The organism is Rhodococcus sp. BH4, assembly GCF_002079265.1.
Classification (GTDB): domain Bacteria; phylum Actinomycetota; class Actinomycetes; order Mycobacteriales; family Mycobacteriaceae; genus Rhodococcus_F; species Rhodococcus_F qingshengii.
In genome coordinates this window covers 3,125,991-3,152,433 of sequence record NZ_CP014941.1, presented here as the reverse complement: position 1 = coordinate 3,152,433, position 26,443 = coordinate 3,125,991, and the positions used below count along the sequence as shown (strand labels likewise).

At 63.8% G+C, this 26,443-nt stretch carries 12 protein-coding genes; 4 read left to right on the top strand and 8 right to left on the bottom strand.

Annotation, left to right across the window (positions count from 1 at the left end; translation table 11 throughout):
* Position 1: 1 nt before the first annotated feature.
* From A0W34_RS14695 to A0W34_RS14660, 8 genes are all read right to left on the bottom strand, one after another.
* The gene (locus tag A0W34_RS14695; protein WP_081557860.1) at positions 2 to 14,287 is read right to left on the bottom strand and encodes a non-ribosomal peptide synthetase; all 14,286 of its coding nucleotides are present in this window, start codon (positions 14,285 to 14,287) and stop codon (positions 2 to 4) included.
* A 339-nt stretch (positions 14,288 to 14,626) separates the two neighbouring features.
* Positions 14,627 to 15,049 carry a metal-sulfur cluster assembly factor gene (locus A0W34_RS14690; RefSeq protein ID WP_003944963.1) on the bottom strand — a complete coding sequence of 141 codons (423 nt, stop codon included), beginning with the start codon at positions 15,047 to 15,049 and terminating at the stop codon, positions 14,627 to 14,629.
* Positions 15,046 to 15,549 (bottom strand): Fe-S cluster assembly sulfur transfer protein SufU, encoded by a 504-nt coding sequence (gene sufU, locus A0W34_RS14685; RefSeq protein WP_003944894.1) that lies wholly within the window; start codon positions 15,547 to 15,549, stop codon positions 15,046 to 15,048. Before sufU ends, A0W34_RS14690 begins: the two co-directional genes overlap by 4 nt.
* Positions 15,550 to 15,552: 3 nt before the next feature.
* Positions 15,553 to 16,818, bottom strand: coding sequence for a cysteine desulfurase (locus A0W34_RS14680; RefSeq protein WP_081557859.1), 1,266 nt, complete (start codon positions 16,816 to 16,818; stop codon positions 15,553 to 15,555).
* Between the two features lie 5 nt (positions 16,819 to 16,823).
* Positions 16,824 to 17,630, bottom strand: a complete 807-nt coding sequence (gene sufC / locus A0W34_RS14675; protein ID WP_003944795.1) for a Fe-S cluster assembly ATPase SufC — start codon at positions 17,628 to 17,630, stop codon at positions 16,824 to 16,826.
* A 61-nt stretch (positions 17,631 to 17,691) separates the two neighbouring features.
* A complete protein-coding gene (gene sufD / locus A0W34_RS14670) occupies positions 17,692 to 18,912 on the bottom strand; it encodes a Fe-S cluster assembly protein SufD (protein ID WP_081557858.1) in 1,221 nt (406 codons plus the stop codon).
* Positions 18,912 to 20,372: a Fe-S cluster assembly protein SufB gene (gene sufB / locus A0W34_RS14665; protein ID WP_003944799.1), complete on the bottom strand. Its 1,461-nt coding sequence runs from the start codon at positions 20,370 to 20,372 to the stop codon at positions 18,912 to 18,914. Before sufB ends, sufD begins: the two co-directional genes overlap by 1 nt.
* A gap of 155 nt (positions 20,373 to 20,527) precedes the next feature.
* Entirely contained in the window at positions 20,528 to 21,187 is a 660-nt protein-coding gene (locus tag A0W34_RS14660) for a helix-turn-helix transcriptional regulator (protein ID WP_003944857.1), read from the bottom strand.
* A gap of 217 nt (positions 21,188 to 21,404) precedes the next feature.
* On the opposite strand from A0W34_RS14660, the gene mptB reads away from it, so the two are divergent.
* Genes mptB through A0W34_RS14640 form a run of 4 tightly spaced genes read left to right on the top strand, consistent with a single transcriptional unit; the run spans position 21,405 to position 26,390 of the window.
* A complete protein-coding gene (mptB, locus tag A0W34_RS14655; RefSeq protein ID WP_081557857.1) occupies positions 21,405 to 23,159 on the top strand; it encodes a polyprenol phosphomannose-dependent alpha 1,6 mannosyltransferase MptB in 1,755 nt (584 codons plus the stop codon).
* Positions 23,156 to 24,097, top strand: coding sequence for an ABC transporter ATP-binding protein (locus A0W34_RS14650; protein WP_007727917.1), 942 nt, complete (start codon positions 23,156 to 23,158; stop codon positions 24,095 to 24,097). The genes mptB and A0W34_RS14650 overlap by 4 nt, the downstream gene beginning before the upstream one ends.
* A gap of 14 nt (positions 24,098 to 24,111) precedes the next feature.
* A complete protein-coding gene (locus A0W34_RS14645) occupies positions 24,112 to 24,948 on the top strand; it encodes an ABC transporter permease (protein ID WP_442971949.1) in 837 nt (278 codons plus the stop codon).
* A gap of 47 nt (positions 24,949 to 24,995) precedes the next feature.
* Positions 24,996 to 26,390, top strand: a complete 1,395-nt coding sequence (locus tag A0W34_RS14640; protein ID WP_232330050.1) for a hypothetical protein — start codon at positions 24,996 to 24,998, stop codon at positions 26,388 to 26,390.
* Positions 26,391 to 26,443 lie beyond the last annotated feature (53 nt).

The following is a 26,443-nucleotide window of genomic DNA, read 5'->3' as shown; positions in this document are numbered from 1 at the left end:
GTCAGCCGCGCACGTCTTGGATCTCGATCAGAGCGTCCAACTCTGCGTCGACGTCCGGGGCCGCGTGACGACCCGTTCCGACCGCAAGGTTGATCACGGGTCCGATCGCCTCCAGACCTGCCTCGGTGAACATTTCGGCGTGTGACGTGGGCACCGGACGGTCGATGATCACCCCGGAGACGAACGGTCGCCACGCCGACGCGGTTCGCAGCGGGTCGAAGGTGTCGGCGTGTGCCGAGAAGAACAGCAGATCGCCCACGAACTTGCCCGGGCGGTATCGGTGAGCCAGTTCGGCGCCGGCGGAGTATTCCTCGAACAGTCGCTCGATCCGATCGCGCGAGACCAAGGGGTGATCGCCGATGGTTTCACGCAAGAGTGCTTCGGCGTCCTCGGGTGTCAGATCACGCTCGCCGGTGTCCGGGACCGAGATCCCCAACCCGCCGATCAGTTCGGCGAGAGAAGGCTGCGCGCCTGCCATCGTCGGGTCTTCGAGAACGAAGCTGTCGAGCAGAATCAGGTCGGCGACGCTCTCACCCGCGGCTTGCAACTGCACCGCCGCCGCGTGAGCGATCAATCCGCCGATCGACCACCCCAGCAGGTGATACGGACCGTGCGGCTGAACTCCGCGAATTTCCTCGACGTACCGCGCCGCGAAGTCCTCGATCAGCTCCGCCCGAAATTCGGAGTCCGTCAGGACCGGCGACTGCAGGCCGTAGAGCGGCCGGCTGGAGTCGACGTAGCGATCGAGCGCTCCGTAGCACCAGGCCAATCCGATGGCCGGATGGATGCAGAACAGTGGCTCGGCGCGGCCTTCCGGACGTAGTGGCAGGACTACCGCAAGTGCGGAGGTATCCGCGTCACTTGTCACAACTGTTGCCTCGAGTTCGAAGAGTCTGCGCGCCAATGCCTCCGGAGTCGGGTCGGAGAATATCCACGCGACGGGGACGGTCATGCTGGTGCGTTCTTTGATGGCAGCGACCAAACGCGTTGCCATGAGTGAGTTGCCGCCGAGTTCGAAGAAACTCGAATCGGCGTACGTGTCTACGTCGGCCAGATCGAGTACCTCTGCGAAAGCAGCGCAGATCGCGATCTCGTCGCTGCCTTCCGGACTGCGTCCACTCGGCGACTCCCAGTTGGGAGCAGGCAGAGCGCTGCGATCGAGCTTGCCCGCCGGTGTGGTCGGGACTGCGCCGATCACGACAACAGCGGACGGGATCATGTGCGCAGGCAGCGATATACCTGCGTGACGGCGCAGCGCGGCGGCGTCGAAGTCCGCATGTGCCGGGACGACGTACGCGACGATCCGAGCGTCGACGCCCTCCCCGACGACGACGCTGACAGCCGAATGCACGGACGCTTCCGCTGCCAGCACCGCGTCGATTTCTCCGAGTTCGATTCGGAACCCTCGGATCTTGACCTGGTGGTCTGCGCGTCCGAGGTAGATCAGTGCCCCTGAGCGATCTTCGCGCACAAGATCCCCGGTGCGGTACATCCGAGCGCCTTCGGGTCCATGCGGGTCGGCGACGAAGCGCGCGGCTGTGAGTGCGGGGTTGCCGAGGTACCCGCGGGCGAGACCGTCGCCGCTGACGTAGAGCTCACCGACGACCTGGCCGGGAACCGAGTGCAGTCGGGAATCGAGAATCATCGCGTCCACGCCGCGGATCGGGCCGCCGATCGTCACAGGCTCCCCCGCGACCAGCGAATCACTGATGGTGACTGCGACGGTGGCCTCGGTCGGGCCGTACGCGTTGAACATTCGGCGCCCCGGTGCCCACCGAGATACGAGGTCGGCGGAACAGGCGTCGCCGCCGACGACGACGGCTTCGAGATGGTCGAGCCCGGCGGGATCGACAGTCGCCAAGGCGGCTGGAGTCACGAAAGCATGGGTGATCGTCTGCTCGTCGAGCAGTTCGTGCAATTCGACACCGCCGAGAACTGTCGGCGGCGCTATCACCATCGTTGCGCCGGCGCCGAAAGCCAGAAGGAGCTCGAGAACCGACGCGTCGAAGCTCGTCGAGGCGAAGCTCAGAGCGCGAGAGTGCGCGGTGACGCCGAAACGCTCCCGCTGTTCGTCGGCAAACGCTGCCAGTCCCGCGTGAGTGACCAACACGCCCTTGGGTTTTCCTGTCGAGCCCGAGGTGTAGATCAAGTAGGCCGGGTTGTCGAACTCGAGTGGCGCGTCCGGCAGTGTCTCGGAATGGACTGCCTCGATTTCGGTGGTGAATTCGATCGCATCCAACTCGATCCACGATGTGACGCCAGGAAGGTCGGCCGCATACTCGCCCCTGGTGATACCGAGTACCGCTCCACTGTCGGTGAGCATGTGCTCGATCCGCTCGGCGGGGTACGCCGGATCCACGGGAAGAAACACTCCGCCGGCTTTCGCTACGGCCCAGAGCGCGATCACATAGTCGGCCGACCTCGGAAGCGCCAGTGCCACCATCATTTCCGGCGCTATTCCGCGAGCGATCAACGCAAACGCCATAGCGTCGGAGCGTCGGTCGAGTTCGCCGTACGTGAGCGTGACGGATGTGGCGACGTCGACGATTGCCGGGGCGTGCGGATCGGCAGCGCCGCGAAGCAGCAACTCCGGCAGGGTCAAAGCATCGCCGGCCGGACGTCCGGGCAACGCACGCAGGCCACGTCCCGCAAGATCCACGTCACCGACGACGGCCGAGGGCTGGGCAGTCAGTGTCTCGACGATCGTTTCCAGCATCACTGCAAACGACTCCGCCGTATCGGTGTCGAAGAGATCCTTCGCGTAGGTGAGGGAGGCCTCGTAGCCGCCGCCTTCCTCCGCGGTCTGTTCGACAACGGTGAACTGCAGGTCGTACTTGGCGATGTCCGGTGTGATCTCGTGGGCACGAACGGCAAGTCCAGGCAGGTCCCACGTCGTCGGGTGGGCGCCGTGGAACGAGATCATCGTCTGGAACACCGGATGACGGTCGGTACTCCGGGTCGGCGCCACCACGTCCACGACCTGCTCGAACGGAATGTCCGCGTGGGCGAAGGCGTCGAGATCGACGGAGCGGACAGTACGCAGAACGTCGACGAACGTCGACCCGGGGTCGACCGTCGTGCGCAGTCCCACCGTGCCCACGAACATTCCCACGAGGTCGTCGAGAACTCGGTGTCCTCGCCCGGCGACCGGAGATCCGATCACGATGTCGGTGCTTCGACTCAGCCTGGACAGCAGGACGGCATAGGCAGCGTGCAGCACCATGAACGGCGTCGCCGCATTGGCTCCGGCAACCGCCTCGACCGCGATCCGGGTGTGCGCCGGAAGCGAGACCGCGGTGTGGGCACCGCTCAACGACTGGGTGAGCGGACGCGCTCGATCGCTCGGAAGGTCGATCAATTCAGGTGCGCCCCGCAACGTCTCCCGCCAATACGACGCCTGTGCCCCGAGCACGCTCGCGGATTCGTTCACCGCGCCCAGCGCTTCCCGCTGCCAGATCGCGAAGTCCGCGTAATGCACCTCGAGCGCGGTGAACTCGGGAGCGTGTCCCGAACTTCTCGCGACGTAGGCGGTGAGCACGTCCTTCATCAACGGCGCGATCGACCATCCGTCCGCCGCGATGTGGTGGATCACGATGACAAGTGTGTGGTGCTGCGGCGTCGATTCGAGCAGGAGCGCGCGAACGGGAGCTTGGGTCGTGATGTCGAATCCACGCGACGCGAATTCTCTGGCGAGCTCTGCCGGTTCACGGGTGTCCGCATTTCCGTACTCGAGCGAGGTGAATGCATCCTGGATCACCTGGTGTGGACCGGTGCCGGAGTCGGGGAACACCGTGCGCAGGATTTCGTGCCTTTCGATCACGTCGAGGACCGCAGCTTCGAGGGCCGGCACGTCGAGTGCACCGTCGAGGGAGATCGCAGCAGGGACGTTGTACGCGGGTGAGCCGGGATCCATCTGGTTGAGGAACCAGATGCGTGCTTGCGCGTAGGACAGCGGAATTCGCTCGGGGCGGTCTACGGCGGTGATCCGTGGAAGCGCCTTCGCCCCGGCGGATGTGTCGAGCGCGGTGGCAAGTTCCCAAATTTCGGGGTGCTCGAACAGCATTCGGACAGGCACCTGCCTGCCCAACGACTCGCCGAGTCGCTGGGCCAGTCTGGTGGCGAGCAGTGAGTTGCCACCGAGTTCGAAGAAACTGTCCGACGCACTGATCTGTTCGATACCCAGCAGTTCCGCCACGACGCCGGCAACCTGGAGTTCGGTCGCGGTCGTCAGCGGCTCGACACTTCGCTCGGACGAACGCAGTGTCGGCGCCGGCAGCGCCGATCGGTCGAGCTTCCCGACGGGGGTCAGCGGTACGTGATCGATCGGGGTGATCGCCGACGGCACCATGAAGGCGGGCAGTGAGCGGCGCGTATGGCTCAGCAACTCGTCCATCTCGACCGCATCGGCGCCGAGCACTACGTACGACGCCAACATCGTCTCACCGGAAGCTGCGTCGACGCCCACGGTGACCGCGAACTCGACGCCGGGGTAAGTGCTGAGGACGGAGTCGATCTCGCCCAGTTCGATGCGGAATCCGCGCACTTTCACCTGGTGATCGGAGCGTCCAACGTATTCGATCGTCTCGAGCGGCGTCCACCGAACCAAGTCACCGGTCCGGTACATGCGGGTGCCGGCCGGGCCGAACGGCGCTGCCACGAATCGCGTCGCCGTCAAGGCGGGTTGGTCGAGGTAGCCGCGGGCAAGTCCCAGGCCGGCGATGTAGAGCTCACCGGTGACCCCGACGGGTACCGGCTGAGCCGAGCCGTCGAGAATTACCGCGGACACGCCGCGGACGGGCCCGCCGATGGTCACGGTCTCCCCCACGCTCAAGGCATCACTGATGCAGACCATGACGGTGGTTTCCGTCGGCCCGTAGCCGTTGAACAATCGGCGACCCGGTGCCCACTTGCGGACCAGTTCGGGTGGGCATGCCTCGCCGCCGACAACGATCGACTGCAGGACGTCCAGCCCGGTGGGATCGACCGAGGCCAGCGCTGCCGGTGTGATGAACGCGTGGGTCACCTGGTGATCGGTGACCAATTCGGCTAGGTCCTGGCCGCCGTAGACGTCGGGAGAGGCGATCACCATCGTCGCGCCTTCACCGACTGCGAGCAGCAGTTCGAGGATGGACGCGTCGAAGCTCGGTGAGGAGAAGTGCAGCGTCCGCGACTGCGCCGAGATGCCGTAACGCGCCGTCTGCTCGGCCGCCAATGCGCTCAGGCCACGATGAGTGACGCTGACGCCCTTGGGCTTTCCCGTCGATCCGGAGGTGTAGATGATGTAGGCGAGGTTGTCGATTCGGATCGGCGCGGCCGGAACCGGCTGCCCGACACCGTCGCCGTAGATGTCGTCCATCGTCATCCACGGAACCGGGCGGGGCAGTGATTCGATCACCGCTTCTGTGGTCACTCCGCGCGTGGCTCCGGAGTCGGTGAGCATGTGCAGAATGCGATCGGCGGGGTATCGCGGATCGACCGGAACAAACGCGGCGCCAGTCAAGGAAACGCCCCACAAGGCGACGATCGAGTCGATCGAGCGCGGAATCGCGATCGCCACAATGTCTTCGGCACCGATCCCTTCCGTGGTCAGACGGCGGGCAAGCGCCGATGCACGGGCGAAGAGATCTCGGTAGAGCACGGTGGTGTCACCGGATCGAAGGGCCACCGAATCGCCTGAAAGGTTGGCGGTCCGCGTCAAAATTTCGGCCAAGGTACGCGAGGCCGTCCACGCCGGACCTCGAACCGGCATCAGCGACGCCCGCTCGAGGGTGCTGAGGAATTCGATGTCGTCGATCGCCGTGTCCGGTTCGGCGGCGACGGCGCGGGCCACCGACTCCACACGAGCGGCGATCGATTCTGCGGTGGAAATGTCGAAGAGCGCCTCGGCAAACCTGAGCGACCCGGTGATCTCCGTGTTCTCGGAATCGCCGGCCAGCAGGGTGAACTCGAGGTCGAATTTCGCGACGGACGGTTCGAGTGGCTGCGCCTCGAGATGCGCGTCGTGGACCGTGACCTGCGGCGAGACCATATTCTGGTGGAACGACAGCATGACCTGAAACAGTGGGTGGCGCGTGGTGGACCGGTCGAGGTCGAGGGCGTCGACCAGCACCTCGAAGGGCAGCTCGGGGTGCGCGAAGGCGGCAAGGTCGCGTTCACGGACGACCTCGAGCAAAGAGGTGAAGGGCGCTCGGTGATCGACCGGTGTGCGAAGCGGTACCGAATTGACGAACATCCCGATCAGGGAATCCAGTTCGGGTCGCCCGCGGCCCGCTACCGGAGTCCCGATCACCACGTCGTCGGTTGCACCGAGACGGGCGAGAACAACCGCCAAGATCGCGTGTACGACCATGAATTGCGTCATGCCACTGCGCCGCGCCAGGGCGCCGAGTCGCTCCGCCGTCGCCGCGTCGATGACGATCGGCACCGATCCGACGGCGGTCGTGGTGACAGATCCGCGTGGGCGATCCACCGGTAGCAGTACCTCGTCCGGGGCGCCAGCCATGGCAGCTGTCCAGAACGTCAGCTCGCGGGCAACCAGAGACTCCGGATCGTTGATCTGTCCGAGCGAGTCTTGCTGCCACAGCGCGTAATCGGCGTACTGCACGTCGAGCGGCGTGAAAACCGGTGCATCTCCGACAGAGCGCGCCGAGTACGCCGCGATGAAATCTGCGGCAAAAGGAGTCAGCGACCAGCCGTCGAAGGCAATGTGGTGGATGACGACGACCAGTACGTGAGCGTCGGCGTCCACGCGCACGAGCAGTGCCCGAATCGGCAGATCCGAACCAAGATCGAACCCCCGCGCCGCAAACTCCCTCGTCGCCGCGTCGATACCTTCGGAGCCGCAGTAGCGCTCGACGGAGAACTGCATGTCGGAAAGCGCTCGGATGACCTGGCTCGGCCCGTCCGCGCTGTCGACGTAGATCGTTCGAAGTACCTCGTGGCGTGCGATGACGTCCGCAAGCGCCTCCTCGAGTGCATCGCCGTGGAGGTCGCCGGTGATGCGGATCGCGAACGGAATGTTGTAGACCGAGGACTGCGGATCGAAGCGATTGACGAACCACAGGCGCTGTTGCGCTGCGGAGAGCGGTAGGCGGTCAGGGCGAGCACCGGCGCTCAGGGCAGGTCGATCGTCTGACTCTTCGGCGCTCGCCGCCAGACGCGCAGCGAGAGCTTCGACGGTCGGTGATTCGAAGATCGAGCGAACGTCCACCGTGAGTCCCGTCGCTGCGCTCAACCGCGCGGACACCTGCGTCGCGACGAGCGAGTTGCCCCCGAGATCGAAGAAGCTGTCTCCGGCCCGGACCTCGGGCACGTCGAGCAGTGAAGCGAACACGTCGGCAACGGTTCGTTCGAGTCCGGCCTCGGGTTCACGGCCCGTTCCGAGGATTTCGCGCGGTATCGGCGTCGGCAACGCTCTGCGATCGAGTTTGCCGACCGGAGTCAACGGAATGGCGTCGATCGGGGTGATCGACGACGGAATCATGTACCGCGGTAGCGTGTCGGCGAGTCCCACGAACAGCGACTCGATATCAGCGTCGCCGCTCAGCAACACGTACGACGCCAGAGTGGTACCCGCGGCGGATTCGACGGGAATCGTCGTGGCGAACTGGACGAGAGGGGAATCCATCAGAGCAGCGTCGATCTCGCCGAGTTCGATGCGGAACCCGCGGATCTTGAGCTGATGATCGCTGCGGCCCACGTAGCGAAGGGTCAGGTCCTTGGTCCAGCGGACCAGGTCACCGGTTCGGTACATCCGGGCACCGGGCGTCGAGTACGGATGCGCGACAAACCGATCCGACGTCAGCGCGGGACGAAGGTGGTAACCACGTGCAAGGCCCGGCCCACCGATGTACAGCTCGCCGACGCCGCCGATCGGGACCGGTTGCAGCCGAGAGTCGAGCACCACGGCGTCGATTCCGCGGATGGGACCGCCGATGGTGATCGGCTCCCCCGGTGAGAGTGGGTCACTGATGGCAACCATGACAGTGGTTTCGGTCGGACCGTATCCGTTGTGCAGTCTGCGCCCGTTGCCCCAGCTCGAGACCAATTCCGGCGTGCACACGTCGCCGCCGACGACTACGCATTCCAGTGACGTCACGCCCGCCGGATCGACGGTCGCCAGCGCAGCCGGAGTGATGAAGGCATGAGTGACCTCGCGGCTTCGGAGGAACTCGCTCAACGCCTCCCCTCCGTAGATGTCGGGAGGGGCGATCACCATCGTCGCGCCGGTCGAACCGGCGAGCAGTAGCTCGAGTACGGCGCCGTCGAAGCTCGGTGACGCAAAATGCAGAGTTCGCGACCCGGCGGTGATCCGGTACCGATCCTGTTGTTCGCGAGCAAGATTGGCCAAACCCGCGTGAGTGACGACGGTGCCCTTCGGCACTCCGGTCGAGCCGGACGTGTAGATGACGTACGCAGCCGACGCCGCAGTGATCGACGCTGTTCTGTCAGCGTCGTCGATGGCAGCGTCGGAGTAGGCGGCACATTCTGCAACCGTGTCCGCGTCGCCGAGGTCGATCCAGACTGCGACGTTCCCACCGACTGCCGGACCAGCCGCAACCTCGGCGGACCGAATTCCGATCCGCACACCCGAATCCTCGAGCATGTGCGCAACTCGATCTGCGGGATAACGGGGATCGACCGGGACGAAAACGCCACCGGCTTTGGTGACCGACCAGACTGCGAGCACGGAGTCGACCGATCGGGCGACGGCCAGTGCGACCGGTGTCTCGGGGCCGACTCCCAGGTCCATGAGGTATCGAGCGATCCGATTCGATCGACGCTCCAGCTCCCCGTACGAGAGTGAGCGCTCGGAGTCTTCGAGGGCGATCGCGTCGGGATACGTCCTCGCGGTATCCCCGAGGATCTGCGCCAGCGTCGATTCGCCCACCGAAGCCACGCCGCGCCGCGGCAATATCGTGGCACTCTCCCGGGATCCGAGTACACGAAGATCACCAACCGGTGCAGTCGGTTCCGACACTGCCGATTCCACGAGGGTCACGAAGTTTCGCGCCAAGGATTCGACGGTCGCGTTGTCGAACAGGTCGGTGGAATAGGTGAACGTGGCATCGATTCCAGCTGCGGTCCCGGACTCGTGACGTTCGGTGACGGTGAGCTCGAGGTCGAACTTGGTCAGCCCCGTCTCGACTGCCCGCGCCGTCATCGACACCCCGGCCAGTTCGGCAGTGTGGGTGGTGGCTATCCGCGAGGTGATGGCCGCTTGAAAGACCGGGTGGTGCGCAGGCGAGCGGTCCAGTTCGAGCGCGTCCACGACGACGTCGAAAGGCACGTCCGCATTGTCGAAGGCATCCACGTCGACGGCCCTGACCTGTGACAGGTGTGCGGCAAACGTTACGTCCCGATCGACGACGGTCCGCAGGGCAAGAGTGTTGACGAACATGCCGACGAGCAGATCGAGAGATCTGTCCCCTCGCCCGGCCACCGGTGTTCCGATGACGATGTCGTCCGTGCCGCTGTACCTGGCCAGAAGCAGGGCGAAGCACGCGTGCAGGGCGATGAACGGCGTGGCGTCGTGATCGGCGGCAAGTACAACGAGCTTCTGATGCGTGGAAGCGCCGATTCTGATGTCGACTCCGGCTCCGCGCATGGTCGGGTCGAGTGCGCGCGGACGGTCCGTCGGCAGGTGGAGTTGCTCGGGTGCTCCTGCCAGCTGCCGCTTCCAGAACGTGATCTGTGAGTGGGCAAGCGATTCGGTGGATGCCGTGTCCCCGAGGTGTTCTCGGTGCCAGAGCGTGTAGTCGGCGTACTGCACTGGAAGCGGTGCCCACTGCGGGCTGTTGCCGCCGACGCGAGCGGCGTAAGCGCCGGTGAGATCAGCAGCCAACGGGGCGAGTGACCAACCGTCGGCCACCATGTGATGCAGAACCACTACGAGGACAGCTTCCTCCTCATCGCCTTCCTTCTCGGCGGCGACAGTGATCAGCAGGTAGCGCACCGGACGTTCGCGGACCAGATCGAAACCGGCCGAAGAGAATTCGAAGATCACTCTCTCGAGGCTTCCGCGTTCCACGTCGATCGACTCGAGCCCTGCGATCCCCTCGCCCAGGCCCAGAACCTTCTGCGTCGCGTTGTCACCGACCTGAGGAAACACGGTGCGTAGTGACTCGTGACGTGTCACGACGTCCACGATCGCGGCACTGAGTGCGTCGGGATCGACGGCGCCGCGCAACGACACCGCCAGTGGAATGTTGTACGCACCTGATTCCGGTGCCACGCGGTTCAGGAACCACAGTCGCTGCTGCGCGGGAGCGAGAGGCAGTACAGCCGGCCGGGCCACGACCTGAATACCGTCGGCGTCCGGGGTCTGTGCCGCACGCTCGATCGTCGCCGCGATCCCAGACACCGTGGGATGGTCGAAGAGTGCACGCAGCGGCATTTTAACCCCGGTGGCTTCGGTCAAGCGCGCTACCGCCGTCGTCGCTACCAGCGAGTTTCCGCCCAGATGGAAGAAATTATCGTCGAGTCCGAGCGGTCCACTACTCAGGATGTCAGCCAGAACCGCCGCAACCTTGCCCTCGGTCGGGGTCGTCGGGGGTCGGAAGACCTTGGTGGAGGCCAGGATAGGCGAAGGCAGCGCACGCCGGTCCAGTTTTCCGTTGGTGGTCAACGGAATCGAATCGAGGACCATGAAGGCATCGGGAACCATGTAGGTCGGGAGGGCTTCGGCGGCGTGAGCTCGGAGGGCTTCGGCGTCCACGACGTCGGAAGCGGTCACATAGGTCACGAGAGCGCCGCCCGCCGGCGTCGGAGCCACGACGGTCACGGCATCGTCGATTCCCGGCGCGCTGAGGATGACGGAGTCGATTTCGCCGAGTTCGATCCGGAATCCGCGGATCTTGACCTGCGCGTCGCCGCGTCCGAGGTACTCGAGTTGTCCGGGCGCAATCCATCGTGCGCGGTCGCCGGACCGGTACAACCGTCGTCCGCCGGCATTGAACGGATCGGCGACGAACCGGCCCGCGGTGAGGTCTGGACGGCCCAGATAGCCACGGGCGAGTTGACCGCCCGCGACATAGATCTCCCCCGCGATCCCCACCGGGACCGGGGAGAGATGCTCGTCGAGCAGGTACACACGAAGTCCGTCGATCGCGTCACCGATCCGGCTGCCGGTCAGCGCACTCGCGCTCGCCCGGTCGAGTTCGAGATGGGTGACGTGCACCGTCGTCTCGGTGATGCCGTACATGTTGACGAGTGCAGGCGCGGATTCCGTGTGACTTTCGTACCCCGGGTGATTGTCGTACCAGCGCCCGAGTCGACGCAGGTCCAAGGCTTCGCCACCGAAGATCACGTACCGGAGCCGGGTCTCCGAATCGGCCCGAAGGTCGGCTTCGATGTACTGGTAGAAGGCCGAGGGCGTCTGATTGAGCACGGTGACGCCTTCTGCGGCGACCAGCGCCCGGAAGGCGTCAGGGTCGCGTGATACCTCGTGATCGACCAGGACCAGCGTTCCGCCGTGGAGCAGCGCGCCCCACAGTTCCCAGACCGAGAAGTCGAAGGCGAACGAGTGGAACATCGTCCACACGTCGTTGCCGTCGAATCCGAATTCGACGTGCGTGTTCTCGAACAATCGCACCACAGTGGCGTGGGTGACGGAGACACCTTTGGGTCGGCCCGTCGACCCCGAGGTGTAGATCACGTACGCCAGATTGTCGGCTCCGTGTCCGCGCGGGCGCTCATCGGTTTCCAGACTCTCACCGGAGTATTCGTCGGATTCGACGCCGACGACCACCACGTCAGAGTTCGGGAAGGCGGAGTTCGGGAAAGTGGAATCGGAGATGACGCACACCGGTTGCGCATCCTCGACCACGTATGCCAAACGCTCGGCGGGGTGTGCACGATCGAGTGGGAGGTATCCGCCGCCGGCCTTCACTACCGCGACAGCGGCAACGATCATGTCCACGGATTTCGGCAGCATGATTCCGACCAACGACTCGGATTGCACGCCATGATCGACGAGCTTGCGCGCCAACTGATTCGATCGTCGATCGAGTTCGCGGTACGACACGCGCTCGCTGCCCGCGACAACGGCGATCGCTTCCGGGGTCGCCCGAATGCGGTCGGAAAGGATCTCGGAGAGCGTTCGGACCGGGGTAATCGGCAGAACGGGCGGCACCAGCGCCTGGCGCGCCTCCGGGCGCAGTAGATCCACTGAGCCGAGCGCCGAGTGCGGAGTACCGACCATCGCGGTCAAGATTCGTAGATAACGGTCGGCGAGGTCCTCGGCTTGCTTCTTCGTGCCGAGCCAATCCAGAACACCGGAGATCGGCTGATCGAAATCGGCATGCTCACCAGTCGGAATCGCCAGGGAGACAAACAGTTCCGGCACGGTGGCCAGATCCGATCCGATAGGCGCACCGACCATGAGCCCCGGAAATCTCGGGTGAGCATCCAGCGGCTCCTCGAAACAGACCATCGCCCGGAACAACGGGCCCGTCTCGACCCAGCGGCCGTCACCGAGTGCGGCGGTCACCGAAGACAGAAGAATGTCTGCGTGTTCGAGAGCTTCGATTGCGACGGTGTCCACCGCACCGACCAGGTCGGTGAGCGTCATGGTGTTCGACACCGTCGAGCGAAGCACCAACTGGTTGGCGAACATCGAGACGAAATCGTCCGGATTGGAGGCGCCGTACCCTCGGACCGAGACGCCGATCGACACCTCGTCGGCCGAACCGACGCGGCGCAGCAGTCCGGCCATCGCAGACTGGAACAGCACGAACAGACTCGTGTTCATCGTCGTCGCCATCGTCTCGAGGCTCCGGCAGAGGCCTGCCTCGATCTCGAGGGGCGTGGACGTTCGACCGGATCCGGCGACGACCGGCAAACCCAGTTCCTCGGCGGGGTTCGACAAGGTCGCAGACCAGTACTCGACGTTGCGGGCGTGTTGAACTTCGGCGATCCATTTACCCGCGGCGTCGGGGTCGATATCCATCAATCGAGTTCCCGATTCCGCAGCGCAGAACAAGTCGAGGAACTCGAGGAAACGCCGGTGGTGACGCGAGATGTCCTCGTTGGTGTACAGGTCTGGATTCGCGGCGAAGTCGATCTGGATCTCTTCGGCTGCGGAAGTCTGATAGACGTTGACGGAGAGGTCTTCGATCGGCCCGGTCGAGATCACGTTCAGTTCGCCGTGCGCGTCCCCGAGAGTGATTCCGGAATGGAACAGCATGAGGTTGATCAACGGCCCGTGGAAGCCTCGTCCGTCGGCGATGCTGTGATCACCGGCGTTGAGGTCGCGTCGTAGGTCCTCGTGGCGGTATTTCTGATGACGCAGTGCGCCGGTGAGTTCGATCTTCACCTCGTGCAGCAAGTCCCCGACCGCGAAATGCGGATCGACGCTCGCACGTATCGGGACGACGTTCGACATCATTCCGCCGGACCTGCGAGCAGCTTTTGTCGTCCGCCCCGAGACCGGCAGGCTGAGGACCACGTCGCGGGTCCCGGTGGCCCGGGCGAGGTAAGCCGCCAGAGCACCGATCACCACTGACGACGTCGTCACATCGTGGGCGGCGGCCAGCCGTTCGAGGGAGCTCCGCAGTTCCGTAGGTACCGTCGCCGACCGTAGGCGAGACCATGCCTGCGACGGAGCAGTCGAGGACGCGAGCGAGGTTCCGCCCGGTTTGTCGGCCATCTTGGTGTTCCAGTAGTCGCGATCGCGCTCCCACCGCGTGGAGCCCAGATAGTCGGCCTCTGCCTTCACCAACGATTGGAGGGGGGCAGTTACCGCTGGGGGAACTGGCAGATCGCGCACCACAGCGGTGTAGATCTCGGCTGTGCGGTTCATCATCGACATCGCGCCGAAACCGTCGAGCGCCACATGATGAATACGGCTGTACCAGTAGTAATGGTCGTCGCGAAGCACCAGGACTGCCAGCCTGACCAGGCGATCGGTGAACGGATCGATGGCAGCAGTGTGCTCTCTGCGCATCCATTCCTGCGCTGCAGATTCCGGATCCGATTCGGCGCGAAGATCGACCACGTCGAGGGAGTCGTCCATGTCGAGATCGAGCCACTGACGCGCAACCCCGTCCACCTCGACCAGGCGCAGATATCCGGAGCCGATCTCACGGCCGGTCTGTTTGCTGGCAGCGGTCAGCAGCTCGATGTCGAGTGGGCCGTCCACGTCCACGTACTGAGCGATGCTGACGGGAATCTCGGGTCGAAGCTGTTGTGCGACAAGCAGGGAAAGTTGCGCGGCAGAAAGAGGGAAGGTGAGTTCGTCGTCCGGACGAGCTGCGGAAACGATTCCTCGGTCGGGACTGCCATCCACACGAATCTCCCTCTTACAACTTGATCATGATGCAAACAGGTATATGCGTCCGCTGGACGCTTCGAACTGATCGGGGCACTTCGAAAATGAGACGAATACTTTGGAAAGCTCGGGTGGAAACTGGCAAATCGCCCGCCGGAGATCACATCGTGACAATCAGCTGCGATGTTACCGATCAGTCAGCTTCCAGCAAATATTCATCAAACAACCATTTGGGACTATTGTCCTGAATATCATGGCTAAAACGGCCCTATATAACAAACCGAAGCGCCGGTACCCGACGAACGGGCACCGACGCTCCGGTGAAATGTATTCAGTTGATCGTGCCGAGGTTGCTTGTCAGACCGTGAAGCCGAGTGCGCGAAGTTGCTCGCGTCCGTCTTCGGTGATCTTGTCCGGTCCCCACGGCGGCAACCACACCCAGTTGATCTTCATGTCGGTACACAGATCGCTACGCACAAGTGCGCCGCGTGCCTGGTCCTCGATCACGTCGGTCAACGGGCACGCCGCCGACGTCAAAGTCATGTCGATCGTGACGACACCGTCGTCTTCGAAGAGTCCGTAGACCAAGCCGAGATCGACGACGTTGATTCCCAGTTCGGGGTCGACGACGTCGCGCATCGCTTCTTCGAGTTCGTCGAGTCGCTCAGGCGACGGGACAGTGCCACTGCCCTGTGCGCCACCGAATTCCGCAGTGGAATCGGGATTCGGATTCACCGGAGCGCCGACCTCGGCGTCCTGCACTGGTTGTGTCTCGGTCATGATCCCTGTCCTTCAGTAGTGTCGACCAATTCACTGCTGCTGTCCGCCGTCGTCACAGCACTGCCGTCGACAATCTGGACTACAGCATCCTTGAATGCCATCCATCCGAGCAAGGCGCACTTCACGCGTGCCGGATACTTCGAGACACCGACGAACGCGATGCCGTCGCCGAGAACGTCCTCGTCCCCCTCGACGGTGCCCCGACTGCTCACCATCTCGTTGAACGCCGTCACCGTCTTCAGTGCGTCGGTGACCTGCATCCCGATGACGAGGTCGTTGAGCACCGACGTCGACGCCTGGCTGATCGAACAACCCTGACCGTCGTACGAGACGTCGGAGACCGTTCCGTCCTCGGAGATCTGGACGCGCAACGTCACCTCGTCGCCACACGTCGGGTTGACGTGGTGCACCTCGGCGCCGAACGGCTCACGGAGTCCGCGGCCGTGCGGATGTTTGTAGTGATCGAGGATCACTTCCTGATACATCTGCTCCATGCGCATGATTCAGTTCAACTCCCCTGCGACACCGAAAAATTCCTGCGCACGCTTGATCGCGGCAACGAGAACATCGATTTCCGCGGTGGTGTTGTAGAGCGCAAACGACGCACGGGCCGTCGCAGCGACACCGAACTTACGATGCAGCGGCCACGCACAATGGTGTCCGACGCGAATCGCGACGCCCTCGTCGTCGAGGATCTGTCCGAGGTCGTGGGCGTGAATACCGTCCACGACAAAGGAAATCGCTCCGCCGCGGTTCTCGGACGTCTGTGGTCCGATGATGCGCAGACCTTCGATCGCCGACAACTTTTCGAGAGCAGCCTCCACCAACACGTGCTCGTGCGCAGCGACGGCGTCCATCCCGAAGGTGTTCAGGTAATCCACGGCAGCGCCCAGTCCGACCACCTGTGAGGTCATCGGTACGCCGGCTTCGAAACGCTGAGGCGGTGGCGCGTAAGTGCTGACCTCCATGGTGACCGTCTCGATCATCGAGCCACCGGTGATGAACGGAGGCATCGCTGCCAGCAGTTCACGACGGCCGTAGAGAACTCCGACCCCCGAAGGGCCGAGCATCTTGTGACCGGAGAACGCCGCGTAGTCCACTCCCAGTTCGTGGAAGTCGACCGCCATGTGAGGCACCGACTGGCACGCGTCGAGCACGACGAGTGCACCGACGGCGCGTGCTCGTCGCACCAATTCCTCGACGGGCGCGATCGCGCCGGTCACGTTGGACTGGTGGGTGAACGAAACGACCTTCACCGCGTCCGTCAGCTCCAGCGAATCGAGATCGATCCGGCCGTCGTCGGTGACGCCGTACCACTTGAGCGTCGCACCGGTTCGGCGCGCAAGTTCCTGCCAGGGAACGAGGTTGGCGTGGTGTTCGAGTTCGGTGATGACGATTTCGTCGCCAGGACCGACGTGGCGGTCGAAGCGATCGTCACCGAGAACGTAGGTCACCAGATTGAGAGCCTCGGTGGCGTTCTTGGTGAACACCAACTCGTCCGATTCCGCACCCACGAAAGAAGCGATGGTGGCGCGAGCATTCTCGTACGCGTCCGTCGCCTCTTCTGCGAGCTGATGAGCACCCCGGTGTACTGCCGCGTTACACGTGGTCAGGAAGTCCCGTTCGGCATCGAGTACCTGGACCGGACGCTGCGAGGTAGCGCCGGAATCCAAGTACACCAAAGGTTTTCCGTCGCGCACGGTTCGCGCCAGGATCGGGAAGTCGGCCCGAACCGCTGTGACGTCGAGCTCGCGCACCGAGGTGGTCATCGTGATTACGCTCCCTGGGTAGCTGCGGTGTCCGCGGTGAAACGAACGTAGCCGTTGGTCTCGAGCTCGTCGGCCAGCTCCGGTCCACCGGACTCGACGATGCGGCCACCGACGAACACGTGAACGAAGTCGGGGTTGATGTAGCGCAGAATGCGCGTGTAGTGCGTGATCAGCAGAACGCCGCCGTTCTCGCGCTCCTTGTAGCGGTTGACGCCTTCCGAGACGGTGCGCAGAGCGTCGACGTCGAGGCCGGAGTCGGTCTCGTCGAGGATCGCGATCTTCGGCTTGAGCATGCCCAACTGCAGGATCTCGTGGCGCTTCTTCTCGCCACCGGAGAAGCCTTCGTTGACCGAGCGCTCGATGAACGAGGGATCGATCTCGAGCTCGCTGAGGGCTTCCTTGACTTCCTTGACCCAGTGGCGCAGCTTGGGAGCCTCGCCTCGCACGGCCGTAGCGGCGGTGCGCAGGAAGTTGGACATGGAAACGCCGGGAACCTCGACGGGGTACTGCATGGCCAGGAAGAGCCCGGCACGTGCACGCTCGTCGACGCTCATTGCGAGGACGTCTTCACCGTTGAGGGTGATGGAGCCGGACGTGACCTGGTACTTGGGGTGACCGGCGATGGCGTACGACAGAGTCGACTTGCCGGAGCCGTTGGGGCCCATGATCGCGTGGGTCTCCCCCGAGCGGACCGTCAGGTCGACGCCCTTGAGGATCTGGATGGGCTCGGCGTTGGCATCGGAGTTGGCGACCTCGACGTGCAGGTCACGAACCTCGAGGACCGAGGTGGTGGTGTTGTCACTGGTAGACATGAAATTCCTTCAAGATGAGGCGGGCGAGCGTAGCGACGGGGTGGTGTCGCAGGCGGGGCGGTCAGGAGCCGACGGCTGCGAGTTCGGCTTCGACTGCGGCTTCGAGGCGATCGCGCACCTCGGGAACAGCGATCTTGTTGATGATTTCGTGGAAGAACCCACGTACGACCAGACGACGAGCCTGATCCTCCGGGATACCACGAGCACGCAGGTAGAACAGCTGCTCGTCGTCGAAACGTCCCGTTGCACTTGCGTGGCCGGCCCCGACGATCTCACCGGTTTCGATTTCGAGGTTCGGAACCGAGTCGGCGCGGGCGCCGTCGGTCAGCACCAGGTTGCGGTTGAGCTCGAACGTGTCGGTGCCCTCCGCTGCGGCGCGGATGAGAACGTCGCCGATCCACACGGTGTGCGCGTCGGGCTTGCCGGATCCGGGATCTCCCTGAAGCGCACCCTTGTAGACCACGTTGGACTTGCAGTTGGGCTGCGAATGGTCCACCAGCAGACGCTGTTCCAGATGCTGGCCGGCGTCGGCGAAGTACAGGCCGAGCAGTTCGGCGTCGCCGCCCGGTCCGTCGTACTTGACGGTGGCGGACAGGCGAACCAGATCGCCGCCCAGGCTGATCGAGGTGTATCGAAGCACTGCGTCGCGGTTCAGGCGAGCGTGGTGTGACGTCACGTGAACCGCGTCGTCCGCCCAGTCCTGGATGGCCACCACGGTCAGCTGCGAACTGTCACCGAGAACGAATTCGATGTTCTCCGCGAAGGTTCCGCTGCCGCGCTGGTCGATCACGAACGTCGCCTTGGCGAACTGCGCCAGCCGAATCTGGGTGTGTCCGTAGGCGACGTTGTCGACTCCGGGGCCGGTCATGGTGACCACAACGGGCTTCTCGACCTCGACCTCGGCACCAACCGAGATGACCGTTGCCGTCTCGAAGCTCGAATACGCCTGCGCTGCAACGCGATCAGCGGGAACGCCGGCTTTGCCCAGACGTGCGTCGTCACGCCCGACGGTCTCGACGGTGATGTCGCTTCCGCCGTCGACCTCGACGGTGACCTGTCCGTTGGCGACGGCGCTGCCGTCGTGCAATCCCCGGAGGCGACGCAGCGGGGTGAACCGCCAGATCTCGTCACGTCCGCCGGGAACCTCGAAAGCATTGACGTCGAACGAGGAGAACTGCTCACCCTTGTTCGTGATGGGTGAGCCGGTGGCTGCACCCTTTACAGGAGCGGTCGGGTTCTCCCCGGCAACAGCTCCGATGACTCCGGTCTCTGGCGTGGTCACTAACCCACAGCCCCTTCCATCTGAAGTTCGATAAGGCGGTTGAGCTCGAGCGCGTACTCCATCGGGAGTTCCTTCGCGATGGGCTCGACGAATCCACGCACGATGGTGGCCATCGCCTCGTCCTCGGTCAGTCCGCGGCTCATCAGGTAGAAGAGCTGATCGTCACTGACCTTCGAAACGGTGGCCTCGTGACCCATGGTGACGTCGTCCTCGCGGATGTCGACGTACGGGTAGGTGTCGCTTCGGCTGATCTGGTCGACCAGCAGAGCGTCACACTTGACGGTCGACTTGGAGCCGTGGGCACCCTTGTTGACCTGCACCAGACCGCGGTACGACGCACGTCCACCACCACGGGCGACAGACTTGCTGATGATGGTCGAGGACGTGTGCGGCGCGAGGTGGAGCATCTTGGCGCCGGTGTCCTGGTGCTGGCCCTCGCCGGAGAACGCAACGGAGAGAACCTCACCGCGGGCGTACTCGCCCATCAGCCACACGGCCGGGTACTTCATGGTGACCTTGGAGCCGATGTTGCCGTCGACCCACTCCATGGATCCGCCTGCCTCGACCTTGGTGCGCTTGGTCACCAGGTTGTAGACGTTGTTGGACCAGTTCTGGATGGTCGTGTAGCGGCAGTGGCCGCCCTTCTTCACGATGATCTCGACGACGGCCGAGTGCAGTGAATCGGACTTGTAGATCGGCGCGGTGCAACCCTCGACGTAGTGCACGGAGGCATCTTCGTCGACGATGATCAGGGTGCGCTCGAACTGACCCATGTTCTCGGTGTTGATGCGGAAGTACGCCTGCAACGGGATGTCCACGTGGACTCCCGGCGGAACGTAGATGAACGAGCCACCGGACCACACGGCGGTGTTCAGCGCGGAGAACTTGTTGTCGCCGGCCGGGATGACCGATCCGAAGTACTCCTTGAACAGCTCCGGGTGCTGCTTGAGACCGGTGTCCGTGTCGAGGAAGATGACGCCCTGCTCCTCGAGGTCCTCACGGATCGAGTGGTAGACGACCTCGGACTCGTACTGAGCTGCGACGCCGGCAACGAGGCGCTGCTTCTCCGCCTCGGGGATGCCGAGCTTGTCGTACGTGTTCTTGATGTCCTCGGGCAGGTCTTCCCACGACTCGGCCTGCTTCTCGCTGGACCGGACGAAGTACTTGATGTTGTCGAAGTGAATACCTTCGAGGTCGCTGCCCCAGTTCGGCATCGGCTTCTTGTCGAAGGTGCGCAGCGCCTTGAGGCGGATGTCGAGCATCCACTCGGGCTCGCTCTTCTTGGCGGAGATGTCCCGCACGACAGCCTCGGACAACCCGCGCTGCGCGCTGGCTCCGGCTTCGTCGGAATCGGACCAGCCGTAGCCGTAATGACCGAGGGACGCGATGGTCTCTTCCTGCGTGAGCGGCTCGGTGCCTGCTGCCGCAGTGGTAGTCGCCTGGTCTGATGTGACGGTCATGCGAGCTCCTTCCGGAGTCTTGTTTCTTGACGGCTGCTCGGGCTCAGCGAGGGCTGGTCGCTGTGGTCGAGCAGTTCTGACTTTGAAGAACTAGCTGAAAAATCTCTATTCGAACGCTGCACGGTGGCAACGCTCTGTAGAACACTCTGGTCCGGTCATCTACTCCCGGTGGACACGAGGGGCACGTGCGTCGTGCAGGCGCAGTCACCGTTGGCGATGGTCGCCAGACGCTGAACATGAGTCCCGAGCAATTGCCGGAATGCTTGCTGCTCTGCCTCGCACAGTTCCGGAAACTCTTCTGCCACATGGGAAACCGGGCAATGGTGTTGGCAGATCTGCACGCCGTTGCCGACCGGCCGGGTCGACGCCGCGAACCCCACCGCGTTGAAGGCTTCGGCGATTGCGTCCGCTGTCGCCTCGACGTTGTCGACATCTGTCGGATCAGCCGGTTCGACGTCTCCGACGATCGCCTGAACCCGACGCTTGGCGAACTCCTCGATTGCCGCGTCTCCGCCGATTTCACGGAGTTGCCGCATCGCGGCTCCCGCCAGATCGTCGTAGGTGTGGCCGAGGCGGCCTCGGCCGGTCGCGGTGATCTGGAACTGCTTGGCGGGACGACCTCGTCCACGCTGACGCAGCGACGCCGCCGAAGCGGTTCGGGCTTCCCCGGACTCGATCAAAGCGTCCAAGTGACGTCGGACACCTGCGGCACTCAAACCGAGGCGCGTGCCGATTTCGGAGGCGGTAATGGGGCCTTCTTCGAGTAGCAGCTTGACCACTGCGGCCCGGGTCTGGCCTTCGACGCTCACCGTCACCGGATTTGCGGCAGCACTAGGCGAGGTCGCTACAGTGGGCTGACCTGCAACTTCCTTGCTTCGAGGGTCTGACGCATTTCTTTTCACAACACAAGTGTGACGGAATTCTTTTCACAGGTCTACTAAGGGCAACCTGCATTACATTCGGGAATATCCGGACAACGCACGTTGTTTGTGCTTGTCTGTCCGGCTGGATCGAGCCGCTACGCTGCCTGGTGTGCCGCAGACCCCCGAGAAGACGACGACCGCGCGATCGGCGCGCGCGACCCTGCTGGAAAAACCCAAGGCACTCGCGCTTTCCACGATCGGCGTTCGGCCTTTCGGTTCCGCTCCCCGGCAGAGTATGGCCGCCGTGCTGCACGGCGACGAGGACGAGCGCCCGGGCCTGAACGCGAAGGAAACCGCACAACTGCGAGGGATTCGCCGATTCGGCGCAACTGGCGCGGTCTTGATGGCAGTCGGAGCGCTCGGCGCCGGCGCACAACCTGTCCTGCAGAATCCGACCGCAGGACTTCGAGTCCTCAGCCTTCCCGGACGTATGCCGACGGTCTCACTCACCATGACGATGACCGGAACCGTGCTCGTCGTTCTGGCCTGGCTGATGATGGGCCGATTTGCAGTCGGGGACATACGCAGCCGTTCCGGCGCACCGCGGCGCATGACCCGTTCCCAGTTGGACCGCACACTCCTGCTGTGGATCCTGCCGCTCTCGGTCGCACCGCCGATGTTCAGCCGCGACGTCTACTCGTATCTGGCTCAAAGCGAAATCGCGGCCCGTGGACTCGATCCGTACGCCATCGGCCCCAAGGCGGCACTGGGCGTCGACCACGTTCTCACCCGCACGGTTCCGACGATCTGGCGCGACACCCCGGCTCCGTACGGACCGTTCTTCCTGTGGCTGGGACGCGGGATCAGCTCACTGACCGGCGACAACATCGTGGCCGGAATCTTCTTGCACCGCTTGCTCGCATTGGCCGGCGTCGCGCTCATCGTGTGGGCGATACCGCGACTGGCCAAGCGATGCGGTGTCTCTGCCGTCAGTTCGCTCTGGCTCGGTGCCGCGAACCCACTGTTGCTCTTCCACTTGGTGGCCGGCATCCACAACGAAGCACTCATGCTCGGGTTGATGCTCGCCGGAATCGAGATCGCTCTTCGCGCAGTCGAAGGGTCCGGGCCCATCCGTGGGCGAGCGCTGTTCTATCTCGTTGCGGGATCAGGTTTGATCGCCTTGTCGTCGACCGTCAAAATTCCGTCCTTGCTTGCACTGGGATTTGTCGGCATGGCTTTGGCCCGGCGTTGGGGTGGAACCTGGAAAGCCTTGGCGGGAGCCGCGATTCTCCTGGGCATCGTTGCCGCTGTCGTCACGTTTGTCATCAGCGTGGCCAGTGGGCTCGGTATGGGTTGGATCAACACCCTCGACACCGCCACCGCAGTCCGGAGTTGGATGTCCATCCCGACGCTCCTGGGCGTCGGCACGGGATTGGCCGGTGTACTACTCGGACTCGGCGATCACACGACGGCGATCCTCACGATCACGCGGCCCATCGCAACTCTCGTCGCCATGCTCGTCACCGCACGGATGATGATCTCGGTGTACATGGGCCGCATACACCCGGTCGGTGGACTCGGCATCGCACTCGGAGCGATCGTTCTCCTGTTCCCCGTCGTTCAGCCGTGGTACCTGCTGTGGGCGATCCTTCCGTTGGCGGCGTGGGCCACCGCGCCGATTTTCCGCATCCCTGCCGTCGTCTTCACCTCGATCGTCAGCGTCATGTTGATGTCCAACGGCGCCGAATACCTTCCGTTCATGATCGTGCAGGCCGTCATCGCGACCATCCTCACCGCCGGAACGCTCATCGTCTTCACCCGCAATTCACTCCCCTGGCGTAGCGACAAGCCAGTAGCGGAGATCACGAAAGGCGGACCGGTAGACGAAGACAACTCGGCGGGGGCTTACGCTGATTCCCCGTGACCTCGAGAGCCTCCAGATCGTCGACGCCGGCGGTACAGATCCAGGGTGTCGTCAAGTCCTTCGACGGTGTTCGAGCCGTCGACGGTATCGATCTCACTGTCGAGACGGCCCAGGTAGTTGCCCTGCTCGGCCCCAACGGAGCCGGTAAGACAACCACCGTCGAGATGTGCGAAGGGTTTGTCACCCCCGATGCCGGCACGGTTCGAGTGCTCGGTCTCGATCCCATCGCCGACTCCGGTGAAGTCCGCTCGCGAATCGGCGTCATGCTGCAGGGCGGCGGCGCGTACCCCGGGTCCAAGGCCGGGGAAATGCTCGACCTCGTGGCCGCATACTCGGCCGACCCGCTCGATCCCGCCTGGCTCCTTTCCAAACTCGGCCTCACCGATGCGCGCAAGACCCCGTACCGCCGCCTCTCCGGAGGCCAGCAGCAACGACTGTCACTGGCGTGCGCGCTGGTCGGCCGTCCCGAATTGGTATTTCTGGACGAACCCACCGCCGGCCTCGACGCTCAGGCACGTCTACTCGTGTGGGAACTCATCGACGCTCTGCGACGCGACGGCGTGAGCGTCCTGCTCACCACACACCTCATGGACGAGGCCGAAGCGCTCGCCGACGAACTGGTCATCATCGACCACGGCAAGATCGTCGCGTCGGGAACGCCGGCGGAGGTCACCAGCAAGGGCGCCGAAGGACAACTCCGTCTGACGACGGTTCCCGGTTTGAGCCTCGATTCGCTGGCCGGTTCACTCGCCGGGTTCCGCATCGAGGAATCCAACCCCGGCACCTACGTCGTCGAAGGTGCAATCGATCCGGCAACCGTGGCGACTGTCGCAACGTGGTGTGCCGATCAGGACGTGCTGATCAACGACATTCGCGTCGATCAACGGAGTCTGGAAGACGTCTTCCTCGAATTGACGGGCCGGGAACTGAGGGGATGACGGAGATCAAGGTCATGAACGAAACAGCGTCGAACGGCCAGAGCAGTCCCATCAGCGTTGCCAGAGACCGACGGCTCGCCGAGAACCGCTTCGAGCCAGGCACCTTCTCGCCGGATCCCCGCCCCAATTCGGCGGCCAAGATGCTGGCGGCGCAGACCAAACTGGAGCTGACTCTTCTGCTCCGCAACGGTGAGCAATTGCTGCTCACCATGTTCATCCCGATCACCCTGCTCATCGGACTGTGTCTACTTCCGATCGGCGATTTGGGCGATTCTCGGGTCGATACCGTGCTCCCTGGTGTCATGATGGTTGCCGTGATGTCGACGGCGTTCACCGGACAGGCCATCGCCGTCGGATTCGACCGCCGATACGGCGCGCTCAAGCGACTCGGTGCAACGCCGCTACCGCGGTGGGGAATCATCGCAGGCAAGAGCGCTGCCGTCATCATCGTCGTGGCGCTGCAGTCACTCTTGCTCGGCGCTATCGGTTTGGCGTTGGGATGGCGTCCGTCATTTGTCGAACTTGTACTCGGCGCAGTGGTCATTGCCATCGGTACTGTCACATTTGCAGCGCTTGGCCTACTGCTCGGCGGTACTTTGCGAGCAGAGATCGTTCTCGCTCTCGCCAACATCCTGTGGTTCATCATGGTGGGCATCGGCAGTGTGGTCTTCGCTAGTGGTGAACTCCCGACCGCCGTTCATACGCTGGTACGCATTGTTCCGTCCGGCGCTCTCGCACACGCACTCGAAGCGGCCCTCGACACCTCGATGGACTGGTTCTCGATTCTCGTACTTCTCATCTGGGCCGCAGTGGCCGGAATCTGCGCAGCAAGGTGGTTCAAGTTCACGTGAGTACACGACGGACAGCTCAGATCGTCGGCTGTGTGGCCGCAACAGTCATGTTGTGTGCCGGACCCGCAACGGCGACCCCTTCGGTGTCCGGTCCACTCGCACCTGCTAATCCGTACCTCGGTCCCGTCGGTACTTCCACCATGCACGGTGACGCGGGCTCGTCCGACGTCACGCCGCTGCCTGGTCCAGGAACCGGCCCACACGAGGTGACAGCTTTCCCGATGATGGCCGCCTGCCCGACAGTCCTCCAGGGTTCCGACGGCATGATCGTCTCGCTCTGCACGACGATGATCGGCCAGATCCCGACCATCCATTTGATCGATCCGAAGGCCGACGCCACGCCGTTGGGTAGATCCGTAGCACAACTGCCGCTCGCGAAGGGCAGTCTGCTCGGCGGCGTCTACGCCTACCTCGACAACGAGAACCGTCTCGTAGCCGTCGACGGAAACCGTCAACTGGTCCGCATTTCCCATGCGCAGAATCCGGACGGCAGTTGGCGGCTGGAACTCGCGGAGGTCATCGATCTCAGTGGTGCGGTTGCCGCCGACGACAACGTCACCGGCCTCGCTCCGGACTGGGACGGCAATGTCTGGTTCGCCACCGGGCACGGCACCGTCGGGTATGTCGGCGCGGATCGAATCGCGCACAGCATTGCGCTCCCCGAAGGTGAACAGGTGCAGAACAGCATCTCCACCTCCCCGACGGGCACTGCTGTCGCAACTACCCACGCGCTCTACCAACTGAAGCGAAATGGCGACGAGGTCGTCATCGACTGGCGTCAGCCGTACGACCGCGGGCCGGCCCGTAATCCGGGTCAGCTCAGCTGGGGAACCGGATCGACGCCGACATACTTCGGCCCGTCGACGGGCAGCGATTTCTTGACCATCGTCGACAACGCCCACCCGACAGTGAGCTTGCATGTCTATCGCGCTGACACGGGCGCCGAGGTGTGCACGCAGCCGGTGTTGTCCGCTGCCAGCCAGGACGGCTCACCGAGCGGCAGCGAGAACTCCCCCGTCGGCATCGGTCATTCCGTCTACGTCGCCGGCACTCACGGATACCCGTACCCCACGACTCCTGAAGGTGCCGGTCCAGCGGTCCCCGCCACGGCACCCTTCAACGGCGGAATGACCCGCGTCGACATCGATCCGGTCGGCTGCCATGTCGTGTGGGACAACACGATTCGCAGCTCCGCGGTACCTCACCTCTCGACGGCTGACGGCTCGATTTACACGGTGACACGGGACGGTGCTCCGAACACCTCTCCGCTGGACGGTTACTCCTTCGCGGTGATCGACTCGAAGGACGGGTCTCAGATCGGTTCGACTCCGTTGCCGTCGACGATCCTCAACGACACCCTTCAGATGTCGGCACTCATCACCGAGTCGGGCGAGTACTTCCAGGGAACGATCTCGGGAATCGTGCGAGTTCGCGCGAACTGATGCGAACTGCCCCCAACGACACTGTGTAGTTGATGGGGAACTACGATCGTTGG

Excerpts from the sequence above, each read along its gene's own strand:
- A0W34_RS14690 (WP_003944963.1), bottom strand. The coding sequence starts at position 15,049 with ATGACCGAGACACAACCAGTGCAGGACGCCGAGGTCGGCGCTCCGGTG.
- sufU (WP_003944894.1), bottom strand. The coding sequence starts at position 15,549 with ATGCGCATGGAGCAGATGTATCAGGAAGTGATCCTCGATCACTACAAA.
- A0W34_RS14680 (WP_081557859.1), bottom strand. The coding sequence starts at position 16,818 with ATGACCACCTCGGTGCGCGAGCTCGACGTCACAGCGGTTCGGGCCGAC.
- sufC (WP_003944795.1), bottom strand. The coding sequence starts at position 17,630 with ATGTCTACCAGTGACAACACCACCACCTCGGTCCTCGAGGTTCGTGAC.
- sufB (WP_003944799.1), bottom strand. The coding sequence starts at position 20,372 with ATGACCGTCACATCAGACCAGGCGACTACCACTGCGGCAGCAGGCACC.
- A0W34_RS14645 (WP_442971949.1), top strand. The coding sequence starts at position 24,112 with ATGAACGAAACAGCGTCGAACGGCCAGAGCAGTCCCATCAGCGTTGCC.
- A0W34_RS14640 (WP_232330050.1), top strand. The coding sequence starts at position 24,996 with ATGTTGTGTGCCGGACCCGCAACGGCGACCCCTTCGGTGTCCGGTCCA.